The following is a 21,463-nucleotide window of genomic DNA, read 5'->3' as shown; positions in this document are numbered from 1 at the left end:
GCCTATAATAGTGGCTCCCTGAAAACCATGTTCGAGGCGTTATCTCAATGGAATTAACTAGCTTAAATGCAATTTCCCCTATCGACGGTCGTTACGGATCGAAAACCAACGTATTACGTCGCTCAGTGAGCGAGTACGGTTTGCTGCGTATGCGAGTCATAGTCGAAGTTCGCTGGCTACAGGCTTTGGCCAATCACCCACAAATTATGGAAGTTCCTGCTCTTAGCGCTCAAGCAAGCGCCGTTTTAGACCAACTTGCAGATAACTTCAGCGAAGCCGATGCGCAAGCGATTAAAGACATTGAGAAAACCACTAACCACGATGTCAAAGCCGTTGAATACTTTATTAAAAACAAAATGGCTGACCACGCTGAACTGGCCGCTATTTCTGAGTTTGTCCATTTCGCTTGTACTTCAGAAGACATCAACAACTTGTCCCACGCGCTGATGTTACGTGAGGCCTTGGCTGACGGTATTTCTCCAGAATTAAACAAAGTGATTACGGCCATTCAAGACCTTGCAATTGAACACGCTGAACAACCTATGTTGTCTCGTACTCATGGACAAACAGCATCGCCTTCAACGGTTGGTAAAGAAATGGCCAACGTGGCGGCGCGACTGAGTCGTCAGCTTAAGCAGATCGAACAAGTGGATTTTTTGGGTAAGATCAACGGCGCAGTAGGTAACTACAACGCTCACCTTTCTGCTTACCCAGACGTAGATTGGCAAGCGCATGCTGAGGCGTTTGTTACCTCTTTGGGTTTGACTTGGAACCCTTACACCACGCAAATCGAACCACACGATTACATCGCGGAATTGTACGATGCCATTTGTCGTTTCAACACCATCCTGATCGATTTCGACCGCGATGTGTGGGGCTACATTTCCATGGGGTTCTTCAAACAAAAAACCATTGCTGGCGAAATCGGCTCTTCTACTATGCCCCATAAAGTAAACCCAATCGACTTCGAAAACTCCGAAGGCAACTTGGGGATTGCAAATGCCATCATGGGCCACTTAAGCGCGAAACTTCCGATCTCTCGCTGGCAGCGCGACCTAACAGACTCTACAGTTCTTCGTAACCTTGGTGTTGGTTTGGCACACAGCTTAATCGCTTACCAAGCGACATTAAAAGGCATCAGCAAGTTAGAAATTAACGCGCCACGTCTTAACGCGGATTTAAACAATGCATGGGAAGTTCTGGCGGAGCCCATTCAAACCGTGATGCGTCGTTACGGCATCGAATCGCCTTACGAGAAGCTAAAAGAACTGACCCGTGGCCGGACTATAGACCAAGCGACGATCGAAGCGTTTGTCGATACGCTTGAGATGCCAGAACAAGCGAAAGCCGAACTGAAAAAATTAACACCTGGCACTTACATCGGTAACGCGGTGGCACAAGCCAAAGCCATTCGTCACTAATTTTTTAGCTTACGAGACGGTTACTGAAAAAAAGAGCCGATTTATCGGCTCTTTTTTGTCGCTTTATTTTACTAGATCAACGCCCTTTTATTTCTTCTTTTAATGAGCATTCCATGACAGACCTAACGACTCCGCTGACTATTCTTGGTGGCATGACCGCACAAACTTTTCTTGATGATTATTGGCAGAAAAAGCCTTTGTTGATTCGAGGGGGGTTAGTGAATTTCACTTTGCCGTTAGAAGCCGACGAATTGGCTGGCATGGCGATGGAAGAAGACATTGAGTCCCGCATTGTAATCGAACATGGCAAAACCCCATGGGAAACCAAACAAGGGCCATTTACTGAGAAAACCTTTGCTAACTTGCCTGAAAAAGAATGGACACTGCTGATCCAAGCGCTCGACCATTGGGTGCCGGAAGTACAAGCCTTAAAAGAGCAATTTGAGTTTTTACCCAGCTGGCGTTTAGACGATGTGATGGTCAGTTACGCCACCGAAGGCGGCAGTGTTGGCCCTCATTACGATCAATACGATGTGTTTTTAGTGCAAGTCAGCGGTCGTCGTCGTTGGCAAGTATTGGCACCAAACGAATACCAAGATTCCGCCATTGAAAACATCTCGCTGCATATTTTAGATAACTTTCCCGTGAATACCGACATGGATTGGGAATTAGAAACCGGTGATATTCTCTATTTACCACCAAACTTTGCCCACAATGGCCGCGCTTTGGACGACGATTGCATGACCTACTCCATTGGCTTTCGCGCTCCAAGCATGCAAGATGTGCTCACTGGCATTCGTGACAAACTGTGCGAAACAGACAACGTCAAAGACCGCTTTGCCGCGCCAGAAACCGCCGCGCGACAACACAGCGCGCACATCAGTAAAGACGATATCGGCTATCTTCAGGCTCAATTGGCTCGCCTGATCAACCAGCCAGATCAACTGGCACAATGGCTTGGGGAAACCATGAGTGAAAGCAAGTATCCAGAATACTTGTCTCCCCTCAATCAACACGATGTGGACGAAGCGTTTGTTAATGCCGTTAAAGGGCAAACCTTTGTTCGCCCTGGCGACGCACGTATCTGCTATTATGTACAAGAGCAGAACCTTGAACACCTGCAAGCAGAACAAGGCGAAATACGGGTATTTTGTAACGGCGAGCATCTGCTCGTCAACGCCACATTAATCGGCTTTGTAGAAGCCGTTTGTCATCAGGTTGAGTTTGATTTTTCTGGCTTAGATTTGTCGCAAAATGCCGAACTGGAACCCCTAGTTCGCTTCTTTATTCGTCAGCAAGGTTTGATTGAATTAATGGCCCCAGAAGAATAAAAGGATTTAGGACATACTATGAAAGTACTAACATCAGACTGGAACAGCAGCAAAGATCAAATCAGTTTTGTACGAAAACAAGTGTTTATTCTGGAGCAAGGCATCGACCCAAAAGAGGAGTGGGACGATCAAGATGAAGACGCTGTACATTTTGTTTCTTTTGGCACCACCGCCGTTCCAACGGGAACCTGTCGACTCACCGACGATGGCAGAATAAGCCGCTTGGCCGTGCTGCAAGCGTATCGCCACCAAGGCTACGGCGAAATGCTATTAGCTCGTGCAATTAAAGTGGCCAGAGAAATGGGGATCCGCCAGGTTTTTTTGCATGCGCAGGTCGATGTTCAACCTTTTTATGATAAGCAAAATTTCACCACAGACGGTAAAGTATTTTTAGAAGCAGGCAAAATGCACATTCGCATGGAGCGTGATATTTAGCCGTTGGTTCTTTAAAGTAACTGCAAAATAGAGACAAAAAAAGAGCACACCCACTAGGGCGTACTCTTTTTTTGTATTCAGTAAATGATTACACAACCGCAATCAATTCAACATCAAACTGCAATACAGAAAAAGGCTGTATCATAGCACCGGCACCTTGTGCGCCGTAAGCCAATTCAGCTGGAATAGTAAGACGGTATTTTGCACCTTCTTTCATTAACTGTAGGCCTTCCGTCCAACCAGCGATCACGCCAGTCAATGGAAACTCAATTGGCTCGCCACGAGCGATAGAGCTGTCAAATACTTGTCCGTCAATCAAACGACCTTCGTAATGAACACGAACGGTGTTTTCACGAACAGGCGTGGCACCAGCCCCCTCTTCAAGCACTTCGAACTGCAAGCCACTCTCGGTCACTTGAACACCGTCTTTTGCTTTGTTTTGAGCAAGAAAATCTTCGCCCGCTTTGACTGTCTCTTCAGATCCTGTACGGGCTTTTTCTTCCATTGACGCTTGAAGTTGAGCGAAAGCGGCCTCGAGCTCTTCACCTGGAACGCGCATTTCTACGCCGTTAAGCGCATCTTCGATCGCAGCAAAAAGATGCGTTAAGGACAATTCACCTAAATCGCTGCCGCGAAGTTGATCACCGATCTGACGACCAATACCGTAGGCGATTTTTGATTCATTAGAATCGAACGACAGTTCTGACATGGTTACACTCTCTTATTCATTTACGAAAAAATTGAAGGCGAATTATAACATAGGCAGAATCTCCTAGGCGGGTTTTTCATGGCGCACTGGATATCCACCCACAAAAAAAGGGTTTATTGTTTTTTATCCCTCCCCATATACTATTTTAATGATATTCATTATCATTTAATAAATTAGTAAAAGTGAGGTGTTAAAATGAAAAAAAGAACGATTATTCTGAAAGATCAGATGCAACCAAACCGCAAAAAGACCGATTTCTGGGGGGCACTGTTTGTCTTTATTATTTGTCTGTCTTCTATGGGGAGCTTTTTGTTGGCTAACCATGGCAGTAAAAAAGCGTCTGATTATTTAGACCCTATTCCTCCAATAAGCACCACAATGATTGATACAGATCAGAACGGGAAAAGCGAAAAGGCTTACACTTTAGAGACATAAAGAAGAGGACCTTATCATGCTACCTAAGATTAATACGATCGTTTATGCCTGCGACCTAGACAACAAAACCGACTCTGCTATGGCGTTAGTAATGAGCCTTGCAAAAGCTCATGGTTCGAAAGTTGTTTTGATGCACGCAATGGAACCACTCAACGCACAAGCCACGACTATGATCTCTAATTACATCAGTGAAGACGTAAGAGAAACGATGCGCCAAGATGCGATCGTTGAGATCAATGCCCGTATGAATGCATTGCTGTCCCACTTTATGACCACCTATGCGGATGAACTTTCTACCTTAGCCATCGAACCTGAAACCGTATTAGCCAATGGGGTGCCGTCTGAATGCATCCAACGTACCGCCAAAGACAAAAAAGCCGATCTTATTGTCATGAACAGCCGGACGCACAGTCGGATCAGCCAAATGATCATTGGCTCAACTGCCAACAAAGTCATTCACACCAGCACTATTCCGGTTTTAGTTGTGCCCATTAAATAGCACATTTCTCTAGTCATGCTTGCCTACCTTAGATACACTTACTGTATATATAAACAGTAAGTGTATCTATGATTCTTTATATTGCTGAAAAACCCAGCCTCGCCCGAGCGATCGCCGCGGCTCTTCCCTCGCCTCAAAAAAAAGAAGAGGGCTGCATTTGGTTGCCCAATGGGGATTGTGTCAGCTGGTGCATTGGGCATTTACTGGAACAAGCCGAGCCACACCAGTATAACCCTGCTTACAAATCGTGGAGTTTGGACCACTTACCCATCGTTCCAACAGAATGGCAATGGCAAGAAAAAGCCAGTACCAAAAAACAATTAAGCATTCTCAAAAAGCTGATTAAAAAAGCCTCTGTTTTGGTTCACGCAGGTGACCCTGACAGAGAAGGTCAATTATTAGTAGATGAAGTGCTGCATTACACAAAAGTTTCAGCACAAAAACTAAAAAGCACTCAGCGCTTATTGATCAGTGACCTGACCCCCTCTGCAGTAAAAAAAGCCCTGCATACTTTACGTTCCAATAACGAATTTGCTGCTTTATCTCGATCGGCACTGGGTCGTGCTCGGGCCGATTGGCTTTTTGGCCTCAATCTTACCCGAGCCTACACCATTAAAGGACGTCAAGCTGGCTATCAAGGAGTATTATCAATAGGGCGGGTGCAAACACCTTTATTAGGGCTGGTCGTTGCTCGAGACAAAGAAAGAGAGGCTTTTGTTGCTAAGGATTTTTATCAAGTATGGGCGAATGTGCAAACCCCTCAGGGCACGTGTTTTCAAGCTAAGTGGCGGCCGAGCGAGGCCTGCCAACCCTACATGGACACAGACAACCGAGTATTGAGTGCATCACTTGCGCACAATGTGGCGTCTCGGATTACCGATAAACCCGCTCGTGTGATCGAAGCAAGTTACCAACAGAAAAAACAAGCCGCACCCTTACCTTACAGCTTATCGGCATTACAAATTGATGCAGCAAAAGCGTTTGGACTGTCTGCCCAGCACGTTTTGGATGCCTGTCAGGCCTTGTACGAGCGTCATCAAATAATCACGTATCCCAGATCGGATTGTCGATATTTACCCACTCAGCAACACAAAGACGCGACCGCTGTCCTCGCCGCTCTGCGTCGCGCCGAGGGCGAGGGACTGAGTAAAGAGTTGAGCAAGGGCGCGCTTAATGCTGATCCAACGCGTAAAAATAAAGCCTGGAACGACAAACAAGTTACTGCTCACCACGCCATTATTCCTACTACACAAGCCCACAAAGTAGCCTCGCTGTCCAAAACAGAAGCGTTAGTATTTGGTTTAATCGCTCGACAATATCTAATGCAATTTTATCCTGATTACACCTATTTAGCGTCTTACATCCAGCTCGATATTGAAAAAGGCTTATTTGAAGCAAAAGGTAACACCCCTGTGGCGCTTGGGTGGAAGGTCTTATTACCCAACAAAAAGCCTGCAGACGATGCGGACAACGAAAACCAAAACGAACTGCCAAAACTAAATAATAATGAAGCGCTCTGGTGCACTAAAGGCATGGTTCAAGAAAAAACAACCACGCCACCGGCGGCTTTTACCGATGCTACGCTACTGGCGGCCATGACGGGCATCAGTCGCTTTGTCAGCAATAAAGACATTAAAGCCATTTTAAGAGACACCGATGGATTGGGTACAGAGGCCACTCGAGCGAGTATTATTGAATTACTATTTAAACGGGGATTTCTAATAAGACAGGGCAAGCAAATTAACGCCAGCCAAACAGGTCGAGCTTTTATTGATTGCCTACCTGAACAACTGGTGACGCCAGACATGACGGCACAATGGGAGTCTATACTCAATAGCATTAGCCTGGGAGAGGCCAGTTATCAAGATTTCATGATACACCTGGAAAATAATTTAAATGATCTGCTTATTGCATCACGCGATATGCCCTCATCGGCACTGCAAAACCTGCCCTCGCCTAACAAAACCCCCTTTTCAAAACGTAAAAGCAGAGGAAAAAAAGTGTCCTTCACGAGAAGTGCAAGCAACGCCAAAACCACCAGCACCTCTCATACTAAAAGGCGATCAAAGGCCTAGCCAATAGCTAACCAGACCCCTACCCCGATCATGAGTGAACCCGCAATACGGTTCATAATACGCACGTTGCCACTTTTCATTAGTATGGATTTGAGCGTTCTGCCCCCAGCAGAATAAATGAGCAAACAACTGAACTCTAGCGCCAAGATAATACTAATCAAAATAACTAACTGTCCAGTAAGAGGCAGATTGGCATCCAAAAAAGGCGGCAATAAAGCCACAAAAAATGCCCACCCTTTTGGATTGGCTATCGCGGTCACAAAACCTTGCGACATCAGTTCAACGCGCGAAGCGGGCGTGGCGTTGGCGTCTTCTGTCTTGATCGCCATTTTGCCTTTGGAAAGCCACATTTGCAGGCCCACAAAAGCAAGATACGCCCCTCCAATGTATTTTAAAATCATAAACACACTTGGGTAATTCAACAGTAAGGCTGCGACCCCAATGGCCGACAAGGTCGCCACCATTGCAACGCCGACAAGCTCCCCCAACATCATCCATAGGGCTCTTTTTACACCAATGGTCATGCCTAATGTCATGGCCAAGGTCATGCACATACCAGGGGTGATGGAAACAAAGAAAAAGGTGGGAATAAACGCTGAAAGTACGGCTAGACTCACAGAAAATCCTTATAGACATTAAAGTTATTCGGTAAACAACCCTTTAAAAACACAAAAATTGCTAAAAACGCTTCTTAATATTTCGGTTTGAGTCTTCCATGAACTTATCCCATTCAGAATCCAGCTCGGCATCGGCTTTATTGTCTGAGCTTCTTGCCATCTCCTCTTCGGCCTTTTGCAAAGCAGAGTCTTCTTCAATTTCTCGTATTAAATCATTCAATTTTAAAATAGTAGGTTGAGCCTCGGGCGTGTCTTTCACCGGCGCTAACTGTGCCAAAGCCTCTTTGTACATTTTGACCGAGTTCTCCATTAAGCCATTTAAAAATGCTTGCCTAGCAAGGTAAGAGTGGTAATCCGCATTGACTTTAAAGTGGTAAAAGTTCATCAGCTTTTTGTACCTATGGGCAACGTCCGAACTGATCGTACTGTCTTTTTGGCATAACGCGAGAAATACTTTAAACGATTCAAATTGGCGCTTTATTTCCATAATCAACAATTCGTCATTGATGGGTTTGGCTCGGCGTTTATGTTTACTGTTTTGAAACGCATTCATTTCTTCTACGATATGATTATGACGCCGCGCAAGGGTTGGGTCTGGGTGTAAAACAAGCAACTGTTCGTATATCGCGACTTTTCGAGAATACAGCCACAACCTCATATCTTTAGGCTGATACTGAGGGGGAATATCATCGAGGTAGCGTCGTACTTGACGCAACTGATTGTTTAAAAATGCCACCTTGCGCAATCTGTCCAGTCGGGCCTGTTCTTTCAATTGCAAAAAAATAACAAGAGCAAGAAATCCTACAATAAACAATAAAAGTGCGGCTGTGGTTAAAGTGGCCATTTTAAATATCGTGAACCTTAATAAAATTCATGCTTACGTCGCCCTGTATGTTCATTGTCGTTTTATTGCAATATCATCGCTGTTTTTGTCAAACAAAAGCATTTCGACATCTTGTATCATTTTTTGCAATCGTGCTTTCTCGCGCTTGGAGCTCACAATGGAGCCATTTTTCTCAATGATGGACAGCGCAAAGCGATAACGCTCTAACGCACGCGCTTTTTTGTTTTCCTCTAAATCTTGCCGCGCTTGTTTGACCAATAAATCACGTTGCGCCAAAGCATGAGCGTAACGAATGAGGGTCAGGTGATGCTTTATGACCACCCGACTACCACCATAACTCTCTGGCATATTGCGAATTTCTCTGAGCATGTACTGCAGGATATTCTGCATTTGTTCAAACTGTTGCTGGCTCGACACACGATCTTTTGACGCTATGTTACGGCCCAGCTTTAACTCAGACAAATGAATGAGAAGCTCTTCTTTCTTTTCAATAAACGGCGTTCGAAAATTGGCCCTTACGCATTCCGCTATCACATTAAGTAAGTATTCTATGATGAAAATTTTAGTGTCTCTCGTGAGGTAACGGTCTGATACCTTCTTTAGAGAATACAACATGTGATCGCTGCGTTTGGACAAACGTGACAGTAATCTCTCTCTCATCTCTCGTTGCTTACTCTTCCAATGAAAATAAGGAGGAATTAGACAACTCACTGCCACAGTAATAATGGCTACAAAAATCCACATTCTCGATTCCACTTTTTAGATTTTATCTATTTCTCTACTCTTAATTGAAACATTAGTAAAAATTGAACAATGATAAGATGTTATATAACATTGTCGAGGTGATAAAAACAAAAAAAGACCAGTTCGCCTGATCTTTTTTTGAATGCTGAAAATGGATTTATCGAGAAACAGAAAAACCTAACAGCATATAAAATATAATAGCAGACAGTGTCGCCGACGCAGGAACCGTAATTACCCAAGCCGCTGCGATTCTAAACAAGGCTGAACGCTTAACAAGCTCTTTTTTAGTCGCTTTCTTCAACCCTCTGCGTTCTGAAGAAGAAATAGGAGAAGCCGATTGAGCCGCTTTTAATTCTTTCAGAATAGCACGCTTCTCTTCAACATCGGCCAGCTTAAAGCGTTTAACAAAAACTTGAGTCTGTTGACCGTTGTGACCTGCGGATTCTGAATGTGCAATAATACCAGACAGTTTTTTCTCGTAGGATAACTTCAAGTACTCACGAAGAAAACCCACACCAAAGATCCCACCTACTGCAATGTGTGTAGAACTCACCGGTAACCCCAGCTGAGAGGCAATAATCACCGTAATCGCCGCTGCCATAGCAACACAAAATGCTCTGGTTTTATCCAATTCTGTGATTTCTGAGCCTACTGTTTTGATCAATTTAGGGCCAAATAGTGCCAAACCAACCGCAATACCGACACCACCCACTAGCATAATCCAAAGAGGAATTGCAGCTTTGGCAGAAACAGCGCCTGTCATCAAAGCGTCGTTAATCGCCGCTAATGGCCCAATCGCGTTAGCGACATCATTGGCACCATGGGCAAAACTTAACAGCGCCGCCGATACAATTAAAGGAATAGTAAATAGACTGTTTACAGCATCTTTATCATTTTTTAAGGCAGAAGCGGCCTTATCCACGATAGGACGCACAACAAAGTACACGGTTAAAGCAATGGCAAAACCGACCAAACTTGCGCTGATGAAATCCAGTTTCCAGATCTTCTTCAAACCTTTCAAAATCAAATAAGTTGAAAAAGCCCACATCATAAAAGCGACTAATACAGGCACGACTTTTTTTGCCGATTCAATCATGTCATTTTTGTAAGTAATGGATCGTTTAATGTACATCAGAAACAATGCAGCGATGCCCCCCCCCATTACTGGGGAAATAATCCAACTAGCCACAATAGCGATCATTTTGTCCCAGTTAGCAATGTCCCAGCCACCCGCTGCAATGCCAGCCCCTAATACGCCCCCTACAATAGAGTGAGTAGTGGACACTGGTGCGCCCAAGTAAGTCGCTAAGTTTAACCAAATAGCACCGGCCAGCAAAGCCGCCATCATGACCCAAATAAAGGTTTCTGTGTCACCTATAGCGTTAGGGTTAATAATGCCGTTTTTGATCGTACCGACCACAGTACCACCAGCGATAAGGGCACCAGCGGCTTCGAATACAGCGGCAATGAGTATAGCCCCTGTCATAGACAAAGCTTTCGATCCAACGGCCGGACCGACGTTGTTCGCTACGTCATTGGCGCCGATATTGACAGCCATGTAAGCGCCAATCGCCGCCGCGATAACAAGAATAGAAAGGTTAGAAACGCCAGCGCCATGGCTAGAGGCATAAAAACCAGCCGCCAACACGAATGCTAAAGCAATCAATACACGTACAAATTCATGACCACTTAATAAACTAGATTCTTCTTTCAGGTTATTTTTAAGATCCATAAGGGCTCTTCTGTCTCTAATATTAATCTTTGCCAAACCATCAATTTTCACGTCACACGCATAAAATCAACGACATGCTTGTCCTAGCATCCAAACTCATTTGGCTCTCAAATCATCACATCACATTTCTCAACATGTGATTTTTAACGCCATTCTACACTGAGCATTCACAGATAAAAACCCTTAAACGGCTCGTGTACAAGGTGATAAAAAGAATGAAAAAAGCACCCCTTGAGGCGCTTGTTAAGAATATACTACAGAAATGTGACTGTTTTGTTACAGCCCTATTTAGACCCGTGATTGCCTAAATACGTTGATAAAAAAGAGCCATACCAAACGCTGCAGATCAGCACTCAATCACGTTAACGGCAAGCCCGCCTCGTGAGGTTTCTTTGTACTTATCATTCATATCTCGACCGGTATCACGCATGGTGCGAATAACCTTATCGAGCGACACATAATGCGTACCGTCTCCACGCAACGCCATGCTGGCGGAATTAATGGCTTTAATTGACCCCATAGCATTACGCTCTATACAAGGAACTTGCACCAGACCGCCAATGGGATCGCATGTTAATCCTAAATTGTGCTCCATGCCGATCTCGGCGGCGTTTTCTACTTGTTCTGGAGAGCCACCTGTAGCAGCCGCCAAACCCGCTGCGGCCATCGCACAAGCTGATCCAACCTCGCCTTGACAACCCACTTCGGCGCCAGAAATAGACGCATTTTCTTTAAACAACATACCAATTGCCGCTGCGGTTAGGAAAAAAGTCACAATTCCCTCTTCACTGGAACGTGGGCAAAACTCCCAATAATAATGCAATACCGCGGGGATAATGCCAGCCGCACCGTTAGTAGGAGCCGTGACCACCCTACCGCCCGCGGCATTCTCTTCGTTCACAGCCAGGGCGTATAAATTGACCCAATCCATCGCACCTAAAGACGGTGTAATCATATCCATGCGCGTCTTGCTGCTCAGATCTCTGTGCAAGCTGGCGGCTCTTCGCTTCACTTTTAATCCACCAGGCAAAATACCTTCGTTACGAATACCTTGTTGAACGCACTCTTTCATCACCGACCAAATAGATAAAATGCCTTGTTTGATCTCGGCGTCACTTCGCCAATGTCGTTCATTTTCCATCATAATTTGTGCGATGCTCTTGTCCTGCTCTCGACACAGCGTGATCAGCGTTTCGGCACTATGGAATACATGAGGCAACTCTGTTGTGTCTTCGACAAGCGCAACGTTACCATCTTCATCTTCTTGAACAATAAAGCCACCACCGACTGAATAAAACGTCGCCTGATGCATCACAGCACCTTGACCATCAAACGCCACAAGCACCATGCCATTGGCATGAAAATCTAAACGGTCAACACGGTGGTAAATAATATCGTTTGAAACATCCATCGCAACAACATGATGCGCCAATAATACTAATTTCGAAACAGCTTGTATTTCTGCTACGCGATCATTGACGCCACTGGGGTCGATCGATTCTGGCAATTCACCTTCTAACCCCATTAATACCGCTGTTCCGGTTCCATGACCTTTACCCGTTGCACCCAGTGACCCATATAAGTCAACTTTCAAACGGCACACGCTTGGCAGTAAGCCGCGTGATTCCAGTTGATGGGCAAATTGATTGGCTGCCACCATTGGGCCAACGGTGTGGGAGCTGGAGGGGCCGATCCCCACTTTGAAAAGGTCAAATAAACTGATGGCCATGGTGTTTTCCTTTGCCGAGGCAGCAATGCCATACGACGCTAAAGATGAATAACAAAAAATCATTGATGTAAGAAATTAGCATTTATGATATTAAGTTTCCAATCGGAAACACGGGATTCGCCACTAAATCCTGCTCAACAGAGCAAATAAGCAACTTTATGACGCTTAAAGACCAATACCCGCTCCGCATTCGCTCCTGATGCGGCGAGTAGCGTTTACCGTTAAACGCTTAACAACCCACAAACGAAAAAAACCAAAAGACCGATCCGTCTTTTGGTTTTTATGTCTGTCATTTAATGTAAACACTTTATTCGTGTGTGTTTATCTTTGCTTATCCCGCCGGATTAGAAAAACCCGAGAGGATTAACGTCGTAGCTCACCAACATGTTTTTGGTTTGCTGATAATGTTCAAGTGCCATTTTATGAGTTTCACGACCCACGCCAGATTTCTTATAGCCACCAAACGCAGAGTGGGCAGGATACTGATGATAGCAGTTCATCCATACGCGGCCTGCTTCTAAGTTGCGGCCCATGCGGTACGCCAAATTGGTATCACGTGTCCACACGCCTGCACCCAAACCAAACTCACTGTCATTCGCAATCGCCAACGCTTCCGCTTCGTCTTTAAAGGTCGTCACGCTCACCACAGGGCCAAAAATTTCTTCTTGGAAAATGCGCATGCTGTTGGAGCCTTTAAACAAGGTCGGTTGTACGTAGAAGCCTTTTTCCAATCCATCAATCGATTCAATTCCCCCACCAATCAATAATTCGGCGCCTTCTTCCTTACCGATCTCAATGTAGCTAAGGATTTTTTCATATTGCTGTTTAGAAGCTTGAGCGCCCACCTGTACATCCGTGTCTAACGGATTACCACGTTTAATCGTCTTCGTACGCTCGACCACCATGGCCATGAATTCATCGTAAATTGACTCGTGAACAAGCGCTCGAGACGGACACGTACACACTTCCCCTTGGTTAAAGAACGCCAACACCAAACCTTCGACACACTTGCTGACGAATTCTTTTTCATGGCTCATGATGTCAGCAAAATAAATGTTCGGTGATTTCCCTCCCAATTCGACACTGGAAGGAATGATATTTTCCGCGGCGCATTTCAAAATATGCGAGCCAACAGGGGTTGACCCGGTGAATGCAATTTTGGCGATACGTTTGCTAGTCGCAAGGGCCTCACCGGCTTCTTTACCGTAGCCATTGACGATATTTAACACCCCTGGTGGCAGTAAATCTTGAATCACTTTGATCATTTCAAGAATCGAGGCGGGAGTTTGTTCCGCCGGTTTGAGTACCACACAGTTACCCGCCGCGAGTGCGGGTGCTAGCTTCCAAGCGGCCATTAGTATCGGAAAATTCCAAGGAATAATTTGACCGACCACCCCTAAAGGCTCATGAAAATGGTAAGCCACCGTGTGCTCATCTAACTCGGCCGTACTGCCTTCTTGAGCACGCAAACAACCTGCAAAATAACGAAAATGATCAGCGGCTAAAGGAATGTCTGCGTTTAAGGTTTCTCGAACCGCTTTACCGTTGTCCCATGTTTCGGCCACAGCCAAGGCTTCTAAGTTCTGTTCGATACGATCCGCGATTTTTAACAAAATATTAGAACGATTGGTAACGGACGTTTTACCCCATGCCGCACGCGCCGAATGGGCCGCGTCAAGGGCGAGATTAATATCTTCTTCTGTTGAGCGAGGGATACGACAAAATACTTCGCCATCAACAGGGCTGATGTTATCAAAGTATTGCCCCTTGACCGGAGCCACCCATTCTCCACCGATGAAATTGCCATATTCAGCATCAAAGGTAATCAAGCTGCCTGCAGAACCCGGTTTAGCATAAATCATTGTGTCATCTCCATTATTGTTGTTTTTAGTTCACGTCATAACCTTGCCTTCTACTGTAGAAACAATGAATCCAAAAAACTTGCCTGTGAGTCCATGAAACTTGTCTGGCTATCCATATCTCATCAATTTTTGGTATTGACCCAAGAACACGCAAGAGTGATTATGTAGAGACTCAAACAGGCCACGCCGCATAAAGAAAATAAAAGAGGTGGGTAAATGGACTCTACTGTGTCAGCAGAAATAACACTGTCAAAATACAAACGTACACCCGTTCAGTTGGTCGAAAACCGTGTTTGCTTTGCTGGACCGCATTCTGAATTAAGTATCTATGATACCTACGAACAAGCCCAAAAAGTCAGCTTAAAGGCCGACTCACTACTGTATTGTGGTATGGTAACAGGGGCAAAAGTCATGCACACTAAAGCGCATGACAACATCCCTTTCCTCCCGCATGAGTCTTTTATATTGGCGCCGGAGGAAGAAGTTTTTATTGATTTCCCCGAAGCTCAACATCTAAAACCCACCACCTGCCTGACCATTGCCATTTCTCAAGAACGTGTCGCGCAAATTTGCGATCGCATGAACGACATCATGGTCGAAACACGGCCCAATGGTATGGAGCTTGATCCAAACCAACATTTGCACTCCTTGCATACGCAAGGGACCCAGCAAGTCATCGACAGACTGACGAGTGACTTTATCCGCAATGACCCAGACCGCGATTTATTAGTGGATTTTGGTGTCAGCGAATTGGTGACACGAATTATTCGTCACCACGGCCGAGACGCCCTGTTGCGCTTTACGCAACAAACGCCCGATGCAAACGGGCTAACCTGTGTAATGCAATGGATTGAACACAACCTCGCACTGCCTTTAGACATCCATCAGCTCGCCAAAATGGCGTGCATGAGTCGCAGTCGATTTTACGACAGCTTTAAACGTCAGCTAGGGTGCACACCGATGGAATACCAGCACCAACGCAGAATGAGCCGCGCCTACCAGCGCCTGCAAGAGAAATGTTCGGTCACCGAGGTAACGTACGAGTTAGGCTATTTAAGTTTGAGTCACTTTAGTCGACGCTTCCACCAGCATTTTGGCATCTCGCCCCGACAAGCCACCCAGACCAAGCTCAATTCATAATACAAGTTTTATGGGTATTAATAAGCAAAACAGCGTTTAAAAAGACCTGTTGTGAGTCACTCAGTATAGAATAGGTAGCATTACCTTTTTTAGTCATGTACCTACCCTACCGCAAGGCGAGCAACCCAATGCCATCGTTATTTACACACCCAAATTTTGTTCATTATTGGATTGGACAAATCGCTTCTTCATTCGCTTTCCAAATGCTAAGCGTGGGCATCGGCTGGCAAATGTACGACCTAACCAACAGCCCTATGGCACTTGGCTTAGTGGGGCTTTGCCAGTTCTTGCCTCAGCTATTATTAACCTTGGTAGTCGGCCATGTTGCTGATCGCTATAATCGTCGTCTCATTTGTGTGTGTACGCGGTTAAGCATGGCCAGCACGGTCGCTATTTTGGCCTATGGCAATCTAAATAATACGATCTCTGCCGATATGATTTACCTTTGCGCCGCGTTACTCGGCACCGCAAGAGCGTTTGAAATGCCCGCGAACCAAGCCATTCTTCCCAACTTGGTTCCTAGCGCCATGTTATCCCGTGCCATGAGCGCTATTGCTTCGGCTCGTGAAATTTCGGTGATCGCAGGTCCCGCACTCGGCGGACTGATTTATCTATTGGGACCTACCACGCTTTACCTTTCGAGCATGAGTTGTTTCTTATTATCCTGCGCCATCATGTTTTTTTTACGCTATAACTTTACCGTCAAAAATAAATCGCCCATCGATATGGAACATTTATTGGGTGGGTTACGCTTTATAAAAAACAACAAGGTCATTCTGGGGTCGGTTTCGCTGGATATGTTTGCGGTGTTACTCGGTGGTGCCACCGCTTTGTTGCCTATTGTCGCGAAAGACATTCTTCACACTGAGGCGTGGGGGCTAGGGTTGCTGCGCTGCGCACCGGCGCTTGGCGCTTTGCTGATGTCTATTTATTTGGCGCGACACCCGCTGACTCACAGTGTTGGGAAAATCATGTTTGCGGCGGTCGCCATCTTTGGAGTAGCGACCATTTTATTTGGCTTATCTGAGCACCTGATGCTCTCAATGATCGCTTTGGTATTACTTGGCGCTTCAGACATGATAAGCGTTGTTATTCGATCCACATTGGTGCAATTAGAAACACCAGACGACATGCGAGGACGAGTCAGTGCCGCCAATTCAGTGTTTATCGGCAGCTCTAATCAATTAGGAGAATTTGAATCTGGGGTCACTGCCGCGTGGTTTGGCGTGGTGCCCGCCATTGTGATCGGCGGGGTGGGCACCGTCGCCGTGGTTGGGATCTGGATGTACTTATTTCCCGATCTCTTGAAGCGCCAAAGGCTCGACAAAGAAAACGAATAATCTATAACTCACTCGTCTATTGCCAGCAACACACGACCTAAACCGCCGCTTATTTAAACCAGCGGCGCTTGTCTTTCTCGATCGCTTTCCAGGTCCAGCTGGGCGCTTCACCTTTCCAAATGTACATGGCAATCAGCACCAAAGTACACATTCCAATCGCCACAGACCAGTTAAACAACTCGACTTTAGGATCGTACACATAGCTAAACAGGGTAATCGTCAACAAATACGACACCATTACCACCCAACCCTGCCAAACAACCGGCTTACCCCAACCCCAGCCATTCTTCTTAGCAGGAAACCATACGTCTTTTTTGCTCGTCATACCCTACACTCTAGCCATAAAATCATCCCGCTATTGTGTCACCCTCGCTGCGAAAAGCACATAAAAAAAAGAGCCTATATAAATAGGCTCTTTCGTGTACACATTATTTTACGATTTGGGCTGTGAAAACATCAGTTAGCCAAAAACTCACCGCGTGTTTTGTCGCTGCGTTTAAACAATCCACCCAGTGCAGTGGTCTGAGTCGAAGAGCTGGCGTCCATAACACCGCGTGATTTCACGCAATAGTGAACCGCACTGATGCTAACGGCGACGTTGTTGGTTTCTAGTAAGGTTTGCAAGGTTACTAAAATTTGCTGAGTTAAGCGCTCTTGCACTTGTGGACGTTGTGCAAAAAAACGCACAATACGATTAATTTTGGACAGGCCAATGATTTTGTCTTTTGGCAAATAAGCGACTTTTGCTAAACCATCTATGGTCACAAAGTGATGTTCACAGGTACTGGTAAAGCTGATGTCACTTACTTTCACCATCTCATCGACTTTCATTTTATTTTCAATGACTGAGATTTTTGGAAATTGGCTGTAGTCCAGTCCAGAAAAAATCTCTCTCACGTACATTTTAGCAATACGATGTGGTGTTTCAGCTAAGCTGTCGTCAGTTAAGTCAAGACCAAGGGTGGTTACAACATCTTCAAAAGCACTTTTAATGCGTTGATATTTCTCTTCGCTTGTTAGCCCGTTATCAATCATCGGGGTTTCTAAACCGGTTTTCATTAAAGCATCGCGTACTTTTATCGCTTCATCAGACAACACTAGGCGATTTACATTGAGCTGCTCAGCGGTATTGGCTTTCATAATTTTGTCCTAAGTTGAGTACCTTGCCCCTTGCATTAGAGGCGTTCAAAAAATGCATCATGTGGTGAGTTAAACCAAATGACGACCTCCATCAAGTGACAAGGTTCGACCTGTCATATAGCGACTGTTTAATATGTACTGCACCGCAAGTACACCTTCTTGTTCACCCGGCTCCGTTCGAAGCAGTGATTTATTTAACGCCTTAGTACGGTATTCAGGGTCATCGCCATGATTAAACATTAACAACGATGGCGCGATTGAATTTACCTTGATATGCGGCGCAAAACGTTTAGCAAAGGAATGCGTGAGATTGGCTAGCCCCGCTTTGCTGGCCGCGTAAGCGATGTGCTTATCACTGCCCTTCTCCGCCACATAATCTGTCATATGAATAATATCAGCCTGACCGTCTTGCTCAGAGCCGGCACATAATAAAGCTTCAAAAGCAAGATTCATACGATAAGGGGCAAATACATGCACTTGCCACATTTTTTCCATTAACCAGGCAGCGTCTTCCCCACTGTCTTCTGACACCCATTCAGAAGCATTGTGAATGATGCCACCCAATGCTGGATAATGTTCCTGTATGTGTGTGATAAACGCCTCAACACCGGACACTGTTGAAAAGTCCGCTTTAATACAGACTGCGCCTTGCGATTCGAGAGAAGCTAAATTTTCACGATTGTTTCGATAAGTAACAATTACATTACCGCCTTGAGATAACAGTTTTTTTGCACAAGCTAATCCCAAACGCTGGCCTCCTCCCGTAATAATAATCGGCAATTTACGCGTCATTTGCTTACATTCCTGTTGAGTTGAATTGAAGTAACGAAACACTTTTAAGGTCGAGGTAATTGCAAAACTGTCGATATAAGCCATATCTATTCGTGGAATAACGAAAAAAGAGAAGACGTGGGCTGCCGTTTCCGGCGACGATAGCGTTCTCACACAACATCGACATACCCACTCTATGAATGCTACGACGCCCCAACAAATAATGCAACGCTGGCAAATCGTTCAAGGCCAATTGATTCCTGCTTTACACCAAGAAATAGGCTTGTTGACCCCAAAACTTGAAAAACTGATTCATATCTTGGAATGGTCTCGCATCGAAGAGTTTGTGACACGCTTTTCGTATCGGACGGGGCGTCCTCCCCATGAACTCGCTTGGTTAGCCAACGCGTTTGTTGCCAAGGTAGTGCTTGGGCTTACCACCACGGTGCATCTAATAGAACGCCTAAACATGGACAAAGCATTACAGCGAATCTGTGGATTTCCGCTTCATAAGAAACTGCCCTCAGCCTCGACTTTTTCTCGTGCGTTCGAGACGTTTGCCAAAGATAAGTTGGCCGAACGTGCCCACGAGGTGCTGATCAAAATGCACTTTGGAGATCGTCTCATTGGGCATATCAGCCGAGACGGGACGGCGATTAAGGTGAGAGAACGTCCACAAAAGATCGACAAAGTGGACACGGATAAACCTAAGCTTAAAGGGCGGCCCCGCAAGGACAAAGATGAAAACCGCCCGATCAAATTCAATGTGGCACGGCAACGTACCCAATGCCTAGAAGAGATGCTTAAAGAGATCCCGGTTGATTGCCGTCGTGGCACAAAATGCAATGCTCAAGGCTATAAAAACAGCTGGAATGGCTACAAACTGCATCTAGACATTGCAGACTGTGGCGTCCCCATCTCCGCTTTGCTGTCCTCAGCCTCCATGCATGACAGCCGTGCCGCCATCCCTCTGTCTCACATCAGTGCGGCGAGGGTGACCAACCTTTATGATCTGATGGACGCCGCCTACTGCAGTATTGACCTGCATGAGCACAGTAGAGAGTTAGGGCATGTGCCCCTGATAGATCACAACCCCAGAGGGGGCGAGAAAGAAGGATTTGAACCCGCCGATACGGTGCGTTATCGGGAACGTTCGGGCGCAGAACGAGCCAATGGCCGACTCAAGGATGAGTTCGGAGGTCGACACATCTGGGTACGTGGTGAGGTAAAAGTCATGAGTCACCTGATGTTTGGCATTTTAGTACTGAGTGTCGATCAACTGCTTCGACTGCGGCAATAAATCGCAGAAAAATAAGTCATGTATCGAGGATATTGTGCTTCTGGGGTGGTCACAGAACGAGCCGCTATGATCAAAAAAGAGAGAAAAGCGATGACGACCTAGTCAAAATAGAAAATGCATAGAAACACATGCTTAACTGAGTAAAAAAACAGCCTCTAAAAGGGCGATAAGTTATCCACAAATGGGTTGGCTATTAGTTTTGCAAGATGCTCGGTCGCGACTGCGATGTCAATAATGTGCTAACACTAAATTACAATACGAAGCGACATTTGAAAAAGATCAATAAATGTCATCTGATGTATTTTTTCCTCCGTAACTATTGAACCACTTCAGAACACCGAGCTCTAACCAGCACGTTATTCTTTGATTTACTCACCGAATTAAGAAGGAATTGAAATGACTTTATTTATCGATCGGTCTAACAACAAAAGTAAAACCACTAGCACCATCCCCCAGCAAGCGTTTGATTGGTATGACGAATACGCTCACGGTGATATTGATCGCCGCACTTTCTTATCTCGTCTTGGTACGCTGAGCGTAACAGGATTGACACTGTCTGTTGTGGCGAGCGCACTAACTCCAAACTACGCACTGGCCGAGCAGATTTCATTCAATGACCCTGACATCACTGCAAGCTATGTGGAATACGACTCCCCTAATGGTCACGGAAAAGCGCGTGGTTATTTGGTGGTTCCCAAAGGCGTAAACATGGACAATAAAGCGCCAGCCGTTCTGGTTGCTCATGAAAACCGCGGACTAAACCCTTACATCGAAGACGTGGCGCGTCGATTGGCCAAAGTGGGTTTTATTGCCTTTGCACCTGATGCTCTGTTTCCACTGGGCGGTTACCCAGGCAACGATGATGAAGGCCGTGCCATGCAGAAAACAATGGATGGCGATAAAATTGAAGGTGACTTCATGGACGCCGCTACCTTATTGAAACATCACACTTTTAGTACCGGAAAAGTTGGAATGGTTGGGTTTTGCTACGGCGGTTACTTGACCAACGCTCTAGCGGCTAACATGCCAGATACCATTCATGCAGGCGCCCCCTATTACGGTACACCGGCTAAATCTAACACAGAGAATATCAAGGCGCCGCTGCAATTGCACTTCGCCGAATTAGATCAACGGGTAAATGCCACGTGGCCAGACTACGAAACAGCATTAAAAGCCAACCAAGTTAATTACACGGCTTTTACATACGCTAACGCCAATCATGGCTTCCACAATGATTCAACGGCTCGTTACCAAGAAAAAAACGCCGAGCTTGCCTGGGAAAGAACCGTTAATTTCTTTAAACAAACATTGATGTCTTAACCTTGCATTGAGCGTATAA

General features: G+C 45.6%; 20 protein-coding genes. 10 read left to right on the top strand and 10 right to left on the bottom strand.

Translation table 11 applies throughout. The features are described from left to right. Positions 1-47 precede the first annotated feature (47 nt). From purB to FXV75_RS05090, 3 genes are all read left to right on the top strand, one after another. A complete protein-coding gene (gene purB, locus FXV75_RS05100; protein ID WP_148831484.1) occupies positions 48-1,421 on the top strand; it encodes an adenylosuccinate lyase in 1,374 nt (457 codons plus the stop codon). 113 nt (positions 1,422-1,534) lie between these two features. After that, positions 1,535-2,752 carry a cupin domain-containing protein gene (locus FXV75_RS05095; protein WP_148831483.1) on the top strand — a complete coding sequence of 406 codons (1,218 nt, stop codon included), beginning with the start codon at positions 1,535-1,537 and terminating at the stop codon, positions 2,750-2,752. A gap of 18 nt (positions 2,753-2,770) precedes the next feature. Continuing rightward, positions 2,771-3,187, top strand: a complete 417-nt coding sequence (locus FXV75_RS05090; RefSeq protein WP_148831482.1) for a GNAT family N-acetyltransferase — start codon at positions 2,771-2,773, stop codon at positions 3,185-3,187. A gap of 88 nt (positions 3,188-3,275) precedes the next feature. Here FXV75_RS05090 and FXV75_RS05085 read toward each other — a convergent pair whose 3' ends face one another. Next, positions 3,276-3,896 carry an FKBP-type peptidyl-prolyl cis-trans isomerase gene (locus FXV75_RS05085; protein ID WP_148831481.1) on the bottom strand — a complete coding sequence of 207 codons (621 nt, stop codon included), beginning with the start codon at positions 3,894-3,896 and terminating at the stop codon, positions 3,276-3,278. Between the two features lie 195 nt (positions 3,897-4,091). Between FXV75_RS05085 and FXV75_RS05080 the strand changes: the two genes are divergently transcribed. The 3 genes from FXV75_RS05080 to FXV75_RS05070 all read left to right on the top strand — a co-directional run bounded on the left by FXV75_RS05080 (position 4,092) and on the right by FXV75_RS05070 (position 6,905). Beyond that, positions 4,092-4,331 (top strand): hypothetical protein, encoded by a 240-nt coding sequence (locus FXV75_RS05080; protein ID WP_148831480.1) that lies wholly within the window; start codon positions 4,092-4,094, stop codon positions 4,329-4,331. A gap of 16 nt (positions 4,332-4,347) precedes the next feature. Further along, the gene (locus FXV75_RS05075; protein WP_148831479.1) at positions 4,348-4,830 is read left to right on the top strand and encodes a universal stress protein; all 483 of its coding nucleotides are present in this window, start codon (positions 4,348-4,350) and stop codon (positions 4,828-4,830) included. A 68-nt stretch (positions 4,831-4,898) separates the two neighbouring features. Beyond that, a complete protein-coding gene (locus FXV75_RS05070) occupies positions 4,899-6,905 on the top strand; it encodes a DNA topoisomerase III (RefSeq protein ID WP_148831478.1) in 2,007 nt (668 codons plus the stop codon). Here FXV75_RS05070 and FXV75_RS05065 read toward each other — a convergent pair. From FXV75_RS05065 to FXV75_RS05040, 6 genes are all read right to left on the bottom strand, one after another. After that, positions 6,902-7,522, bottom strand: coding sequence for a LysE family translocator (locus tag FXV75_RS05065; protein WP_148831477.1), 621 nt, complete (start codon positions 7,520-7,522; stop codon positions 6,902-6,904). The genes FXV75_RS05070 and FXV75_RS05065 overlap by 4 nt on opposite strands. 61 nt (positions 7,523-7,583) lie before the next feature. Further along, entirely contained in the window at positions 7,584-8,366 is a 783-nt protein-coding gene (locus tag FXV75_RS05060) for a hypothetical protein (RefSeq protein ID WP_148831476.1), read from the bottom strand. 51 nt (positions 8,367-8,417) lie between these two features. Further along, positions 8,418-9,110 (bottom strand): hypothetical protein, encoded by a 693-nt coding sequence (locus FXV75_RS05055; RefSeq protein ID WP_148831475.1) that lies wholly within the window; start codon positions 9,108-9,110, stop codon positions 8,418-8,420. A gap of 157 nt (positions 9,111-9,267) precedes the next feature. Continuing rightward, positions 9,268-10,842: an inorganic phosphate transporter gene (locus tag FXV75_RS05050; protein WP_148831474.1), complete on the bottom strand. Its 1,575-nt coding sequence runs from the start codon at positions 10,840-10,842 to the stop codon at positions 9,268-9,270. A gap of 346 nt (positions 10,843-11,188) precedes the next feature. Next, positions 11,189-12,571, bottom strand: a complete 1,383-nt coding sequence (locus FXV75_RS05045) for an L-serine ammonia-lyase (protein WP_148831473.1) — start codon at positions 12,569-12,571, stop codon at positions 11,189-11,191. 344 nt (positions 12,572-12,915) lie between these two features. Then, positions 12,916-14,433, bottom strand: coding sequence for an aldehyde dehydrogenase family protein (locus FXV75_RS05040; RefSeq protein ID WP_148831472.1), 1,518 nt, complete (start codon positions 14,431-14,433; stop codon positions 12,916-12,918). A gap of 216 nt (positions 14,434-14,649) precedes the next feature. Here FXV75_RS05040 and FXV75_RS05035 point away from each other — a divergent pair, with 216 nt between their 5' ends. Then, a complete protein-coding gene (locus FXV75_RS05035) occupies positions 14,650-15,573 on the top strand; it encodes a helix-turn-helix domain-containing protein (RefSeq protein ID WP_148831471.1) in 924 nt (307 codons plus the stop codon). A 128-nt stretch (positions 15,574-15,701) separates the two neighbouring features. Further along, a complete protein-coding gene (locus FXV75_RS05030) occupies positions 15,702-16,913 on the top strand; it encodes an MFS transporter (RefSeq protein ID WP_148831470.1) in 1,212 nt (403 codons plus the stop codon). Between the two features lie 49 nt (positions 16,914-16,962). Here the strand turns inward: FXV75_RS05030 and FXV75_RS05025 are convergent, their stop codons facing one another. The 3 genes from FXV75_RS05025 to folM form a co-directional block, all read right to left on the bottom strand. Beyond that, positions 16,963-17,238 carry a hypothetical protein gene (locus FXV75_RS05025; protein WP_148831469.1) on the bottom strand — a complete coding sequence of 92 codons (276 nt, stop codon included), beginning with the start codon at positions 17,236-17,238 and terminating at the stop codon, positions 16,963-16,965. Positions 17,239-17,369: 131 nt separating this feature from the next. Then, positions 17,370-18,053, bottom strand: a complete 684-nt coding sequence (folE, locus tag FXV75_RS05020) for a GTP cyclohydrolase I FolE (protein WP_148831468.1) — start codon at positions 18,051-18,053, stop codon at positions 17,370-17,372. A gap of 69 nt (positions 18,054-18,122) precedes the next feature. Further along, entirely contained in the window at positions 18,123-18,929 is an 807-nt protein-coding gene (gene folM / locus FXV75_RS05015) for a dihydromonapterin reductase (RefSeq protein WP_316247088.1), read from the bottom strand. Between the two features lie 91 nt (positions 18,930-19,020). Here folM and FXV75_RS05010 point away from each other — a divergent pair, with 91 nt between their 5' ends. Beyond that, positions 19,021-20,124 (top strand): transposase, encoded by a 1,104-nt coding sequence (locus tag FXV75_RS05010; RefSeq protein WP_187424847.1) that lies wholly within the window; start codon positions 19,021-19,023, stop codon positions 20,122-20,124. Positions 20,125-20,520: 396 nt separating this feature from the next. Next, a complete protein-coding gene (locus FXV75_RS05005; protein WP_148831467.1) occupies positions 20,521-21,444 on the top strand; it encodes a dienelactone hydrolase family protein in 924 nt (307 codons plus the stop codon). Positions 21,445-21,463: the final 19 nt, after the last annotated feature.

This window comes from Marinomonas sp. IMCC 4694 (assembly GCF_008122525.1).
GTDB lineage: Bacteria > Pseudomonadota > Gammaproteobacteria > Pseudomonadales > Marinomonadaceae > Marinomonas.
The sequence above is the reverse complement of the archived record's forward strand: the minus strand, read 5'-3'. Positions and strand labels throughout refer to the sequence as shown.

Excerpts from the sequence above, each read along its gene's own strand:
- FXV75_RS05085 (WP_148831481.1), bottom strand. The coding sequence starts at position 3,896 with ATGTCAGAACTGTCGTTCGATTCTAATGAATCAAAAATCGCCTACGGT.
- FXV75_RS05035 (WP_148831471.1), top strand. The coding sequence starts at position 14,650 with ATGGACTCTACTGTGTCAGCAGAAATAACACTGTCAAAATACAAACGT.
- FXV75_RS05070 (WP_148831478.1), top strand. The coding sequence starts at position 4,899 with ATGATTCTTTATATTGCTGAAAAACCCAGCCTCGCCCGAGCGATCGCC.
- folM (WP_316247088.1), bottom strand. The coding sequence starts at position 18,929 with ATGGCTTATATCGACAGTTTTGCAATTACCTCGACCTTAAAAGTGTTT.
- FXV75_RS05030 (WP_148831470.1), top strand. The coding sequence starts at position 15,702 with ATGCCATCGTTATTTACACACCCAAATTTTGTTCATTATTGGATTGGA.
- FXV75_RS05050 (WP_148831474.1), bottom strand. The coding sequence starts at position 10,842 with ATGGATCTTAAAAATAACCTGAAAGAAGAATCTAGTTTATTAAGTGGT.
- FXV75_RS05090 (WP_148831482.1), top strand. The coding sequence starts at position 2,771 with ATGAAAGTACTAACATCAGACTGGAACAGCAGCAAAGATCAAATCAGT.
- FXV75_RS05045 (WP_148831473.1), bottom strand. The coding sequence starts at position 12,571 with ATGGCCATCAGTTTATTTGACCTTTTCAAAGTGGGGATCGGCCCCTCC.
- purB (WP_148831484.1), top strand. The coding sequence starts at position 48 with ATGGAATTAACTAGCTTAAATGCAATTTCCCCTATCGACGGTCGTTAC.
- FXV75_RS05080 (WP_148831480.1), top strand. The coding sequence starts at position 4,092 with ATGAAAAAAAGAACGATTATTCTGAAAGATCAGATGCAACCAAACCGC.
- FXV75_RS05025 (WP_148831469.1), bottom strand. The coding sequence starts at position 17,238 with ATGACGAGCAAAAAAGACGTATGGTTTCCTGCTAAGAAGAATGGCTGG.
- FXV75_RS05010 (WP_187424847.1), top strand. The coding sequence starts at position 19,021 with ATGAATGCTACGACGCCCCAACAAATAATGCAACGCTGGCAAATCGTT.
- FXV75_RS05060 (WP_148831476.1), bottom strand. The coding sequence starts at position 8,366 with ATGGCCACTTTAACCACAGCCGCACTTTTATTGTTTATTGTAGGATTT.
- FXV75_RS05075 (WP_148831479.1), top strand. The coding sequence starts at position 4,348 with ATGCTACCTAAGATTAATACGATCGTTTATGCCTGCGACCTAGACAAC.
- folE (WP_148831468.1), bottom strand. The coding sequence starts at position 18,053 with ATGAAAGCCAATACCGCTGAGCAGCTCAATGTAAATCGCCTAGTGTTG.
- FXV75_RS05040 (WP_148831472.1), bottom strand. The coding sequence starts at position 14,433 with ATGATTTATGCTAAACCGGGTTCTGCAGGCAGCTTGATTACCTTTGAT.
- FXV75_RS05095 (WP_148831483.1), top strand. The coding sequence starts at position 1,535 with ATGACAGACCTAACGACTCCGCTGACTATTCTTGGTGGCATGACCGCA.
- FXV75_RS05055 (WP_148831475.1), bottom strand. The coding sequence starts at position 9,110 with ATGTGGATTTTTGTAGCCATTATTACTGTGGCAGTGAGTTGTCTAATT.
- FXV75_RS05005 (WP_148831467.1), top strand. The coding sequence starts at position 20,521 with ATGACTTTATTTATCGATCGGTCTAACAACAAAAGTAAAACCACTAGC.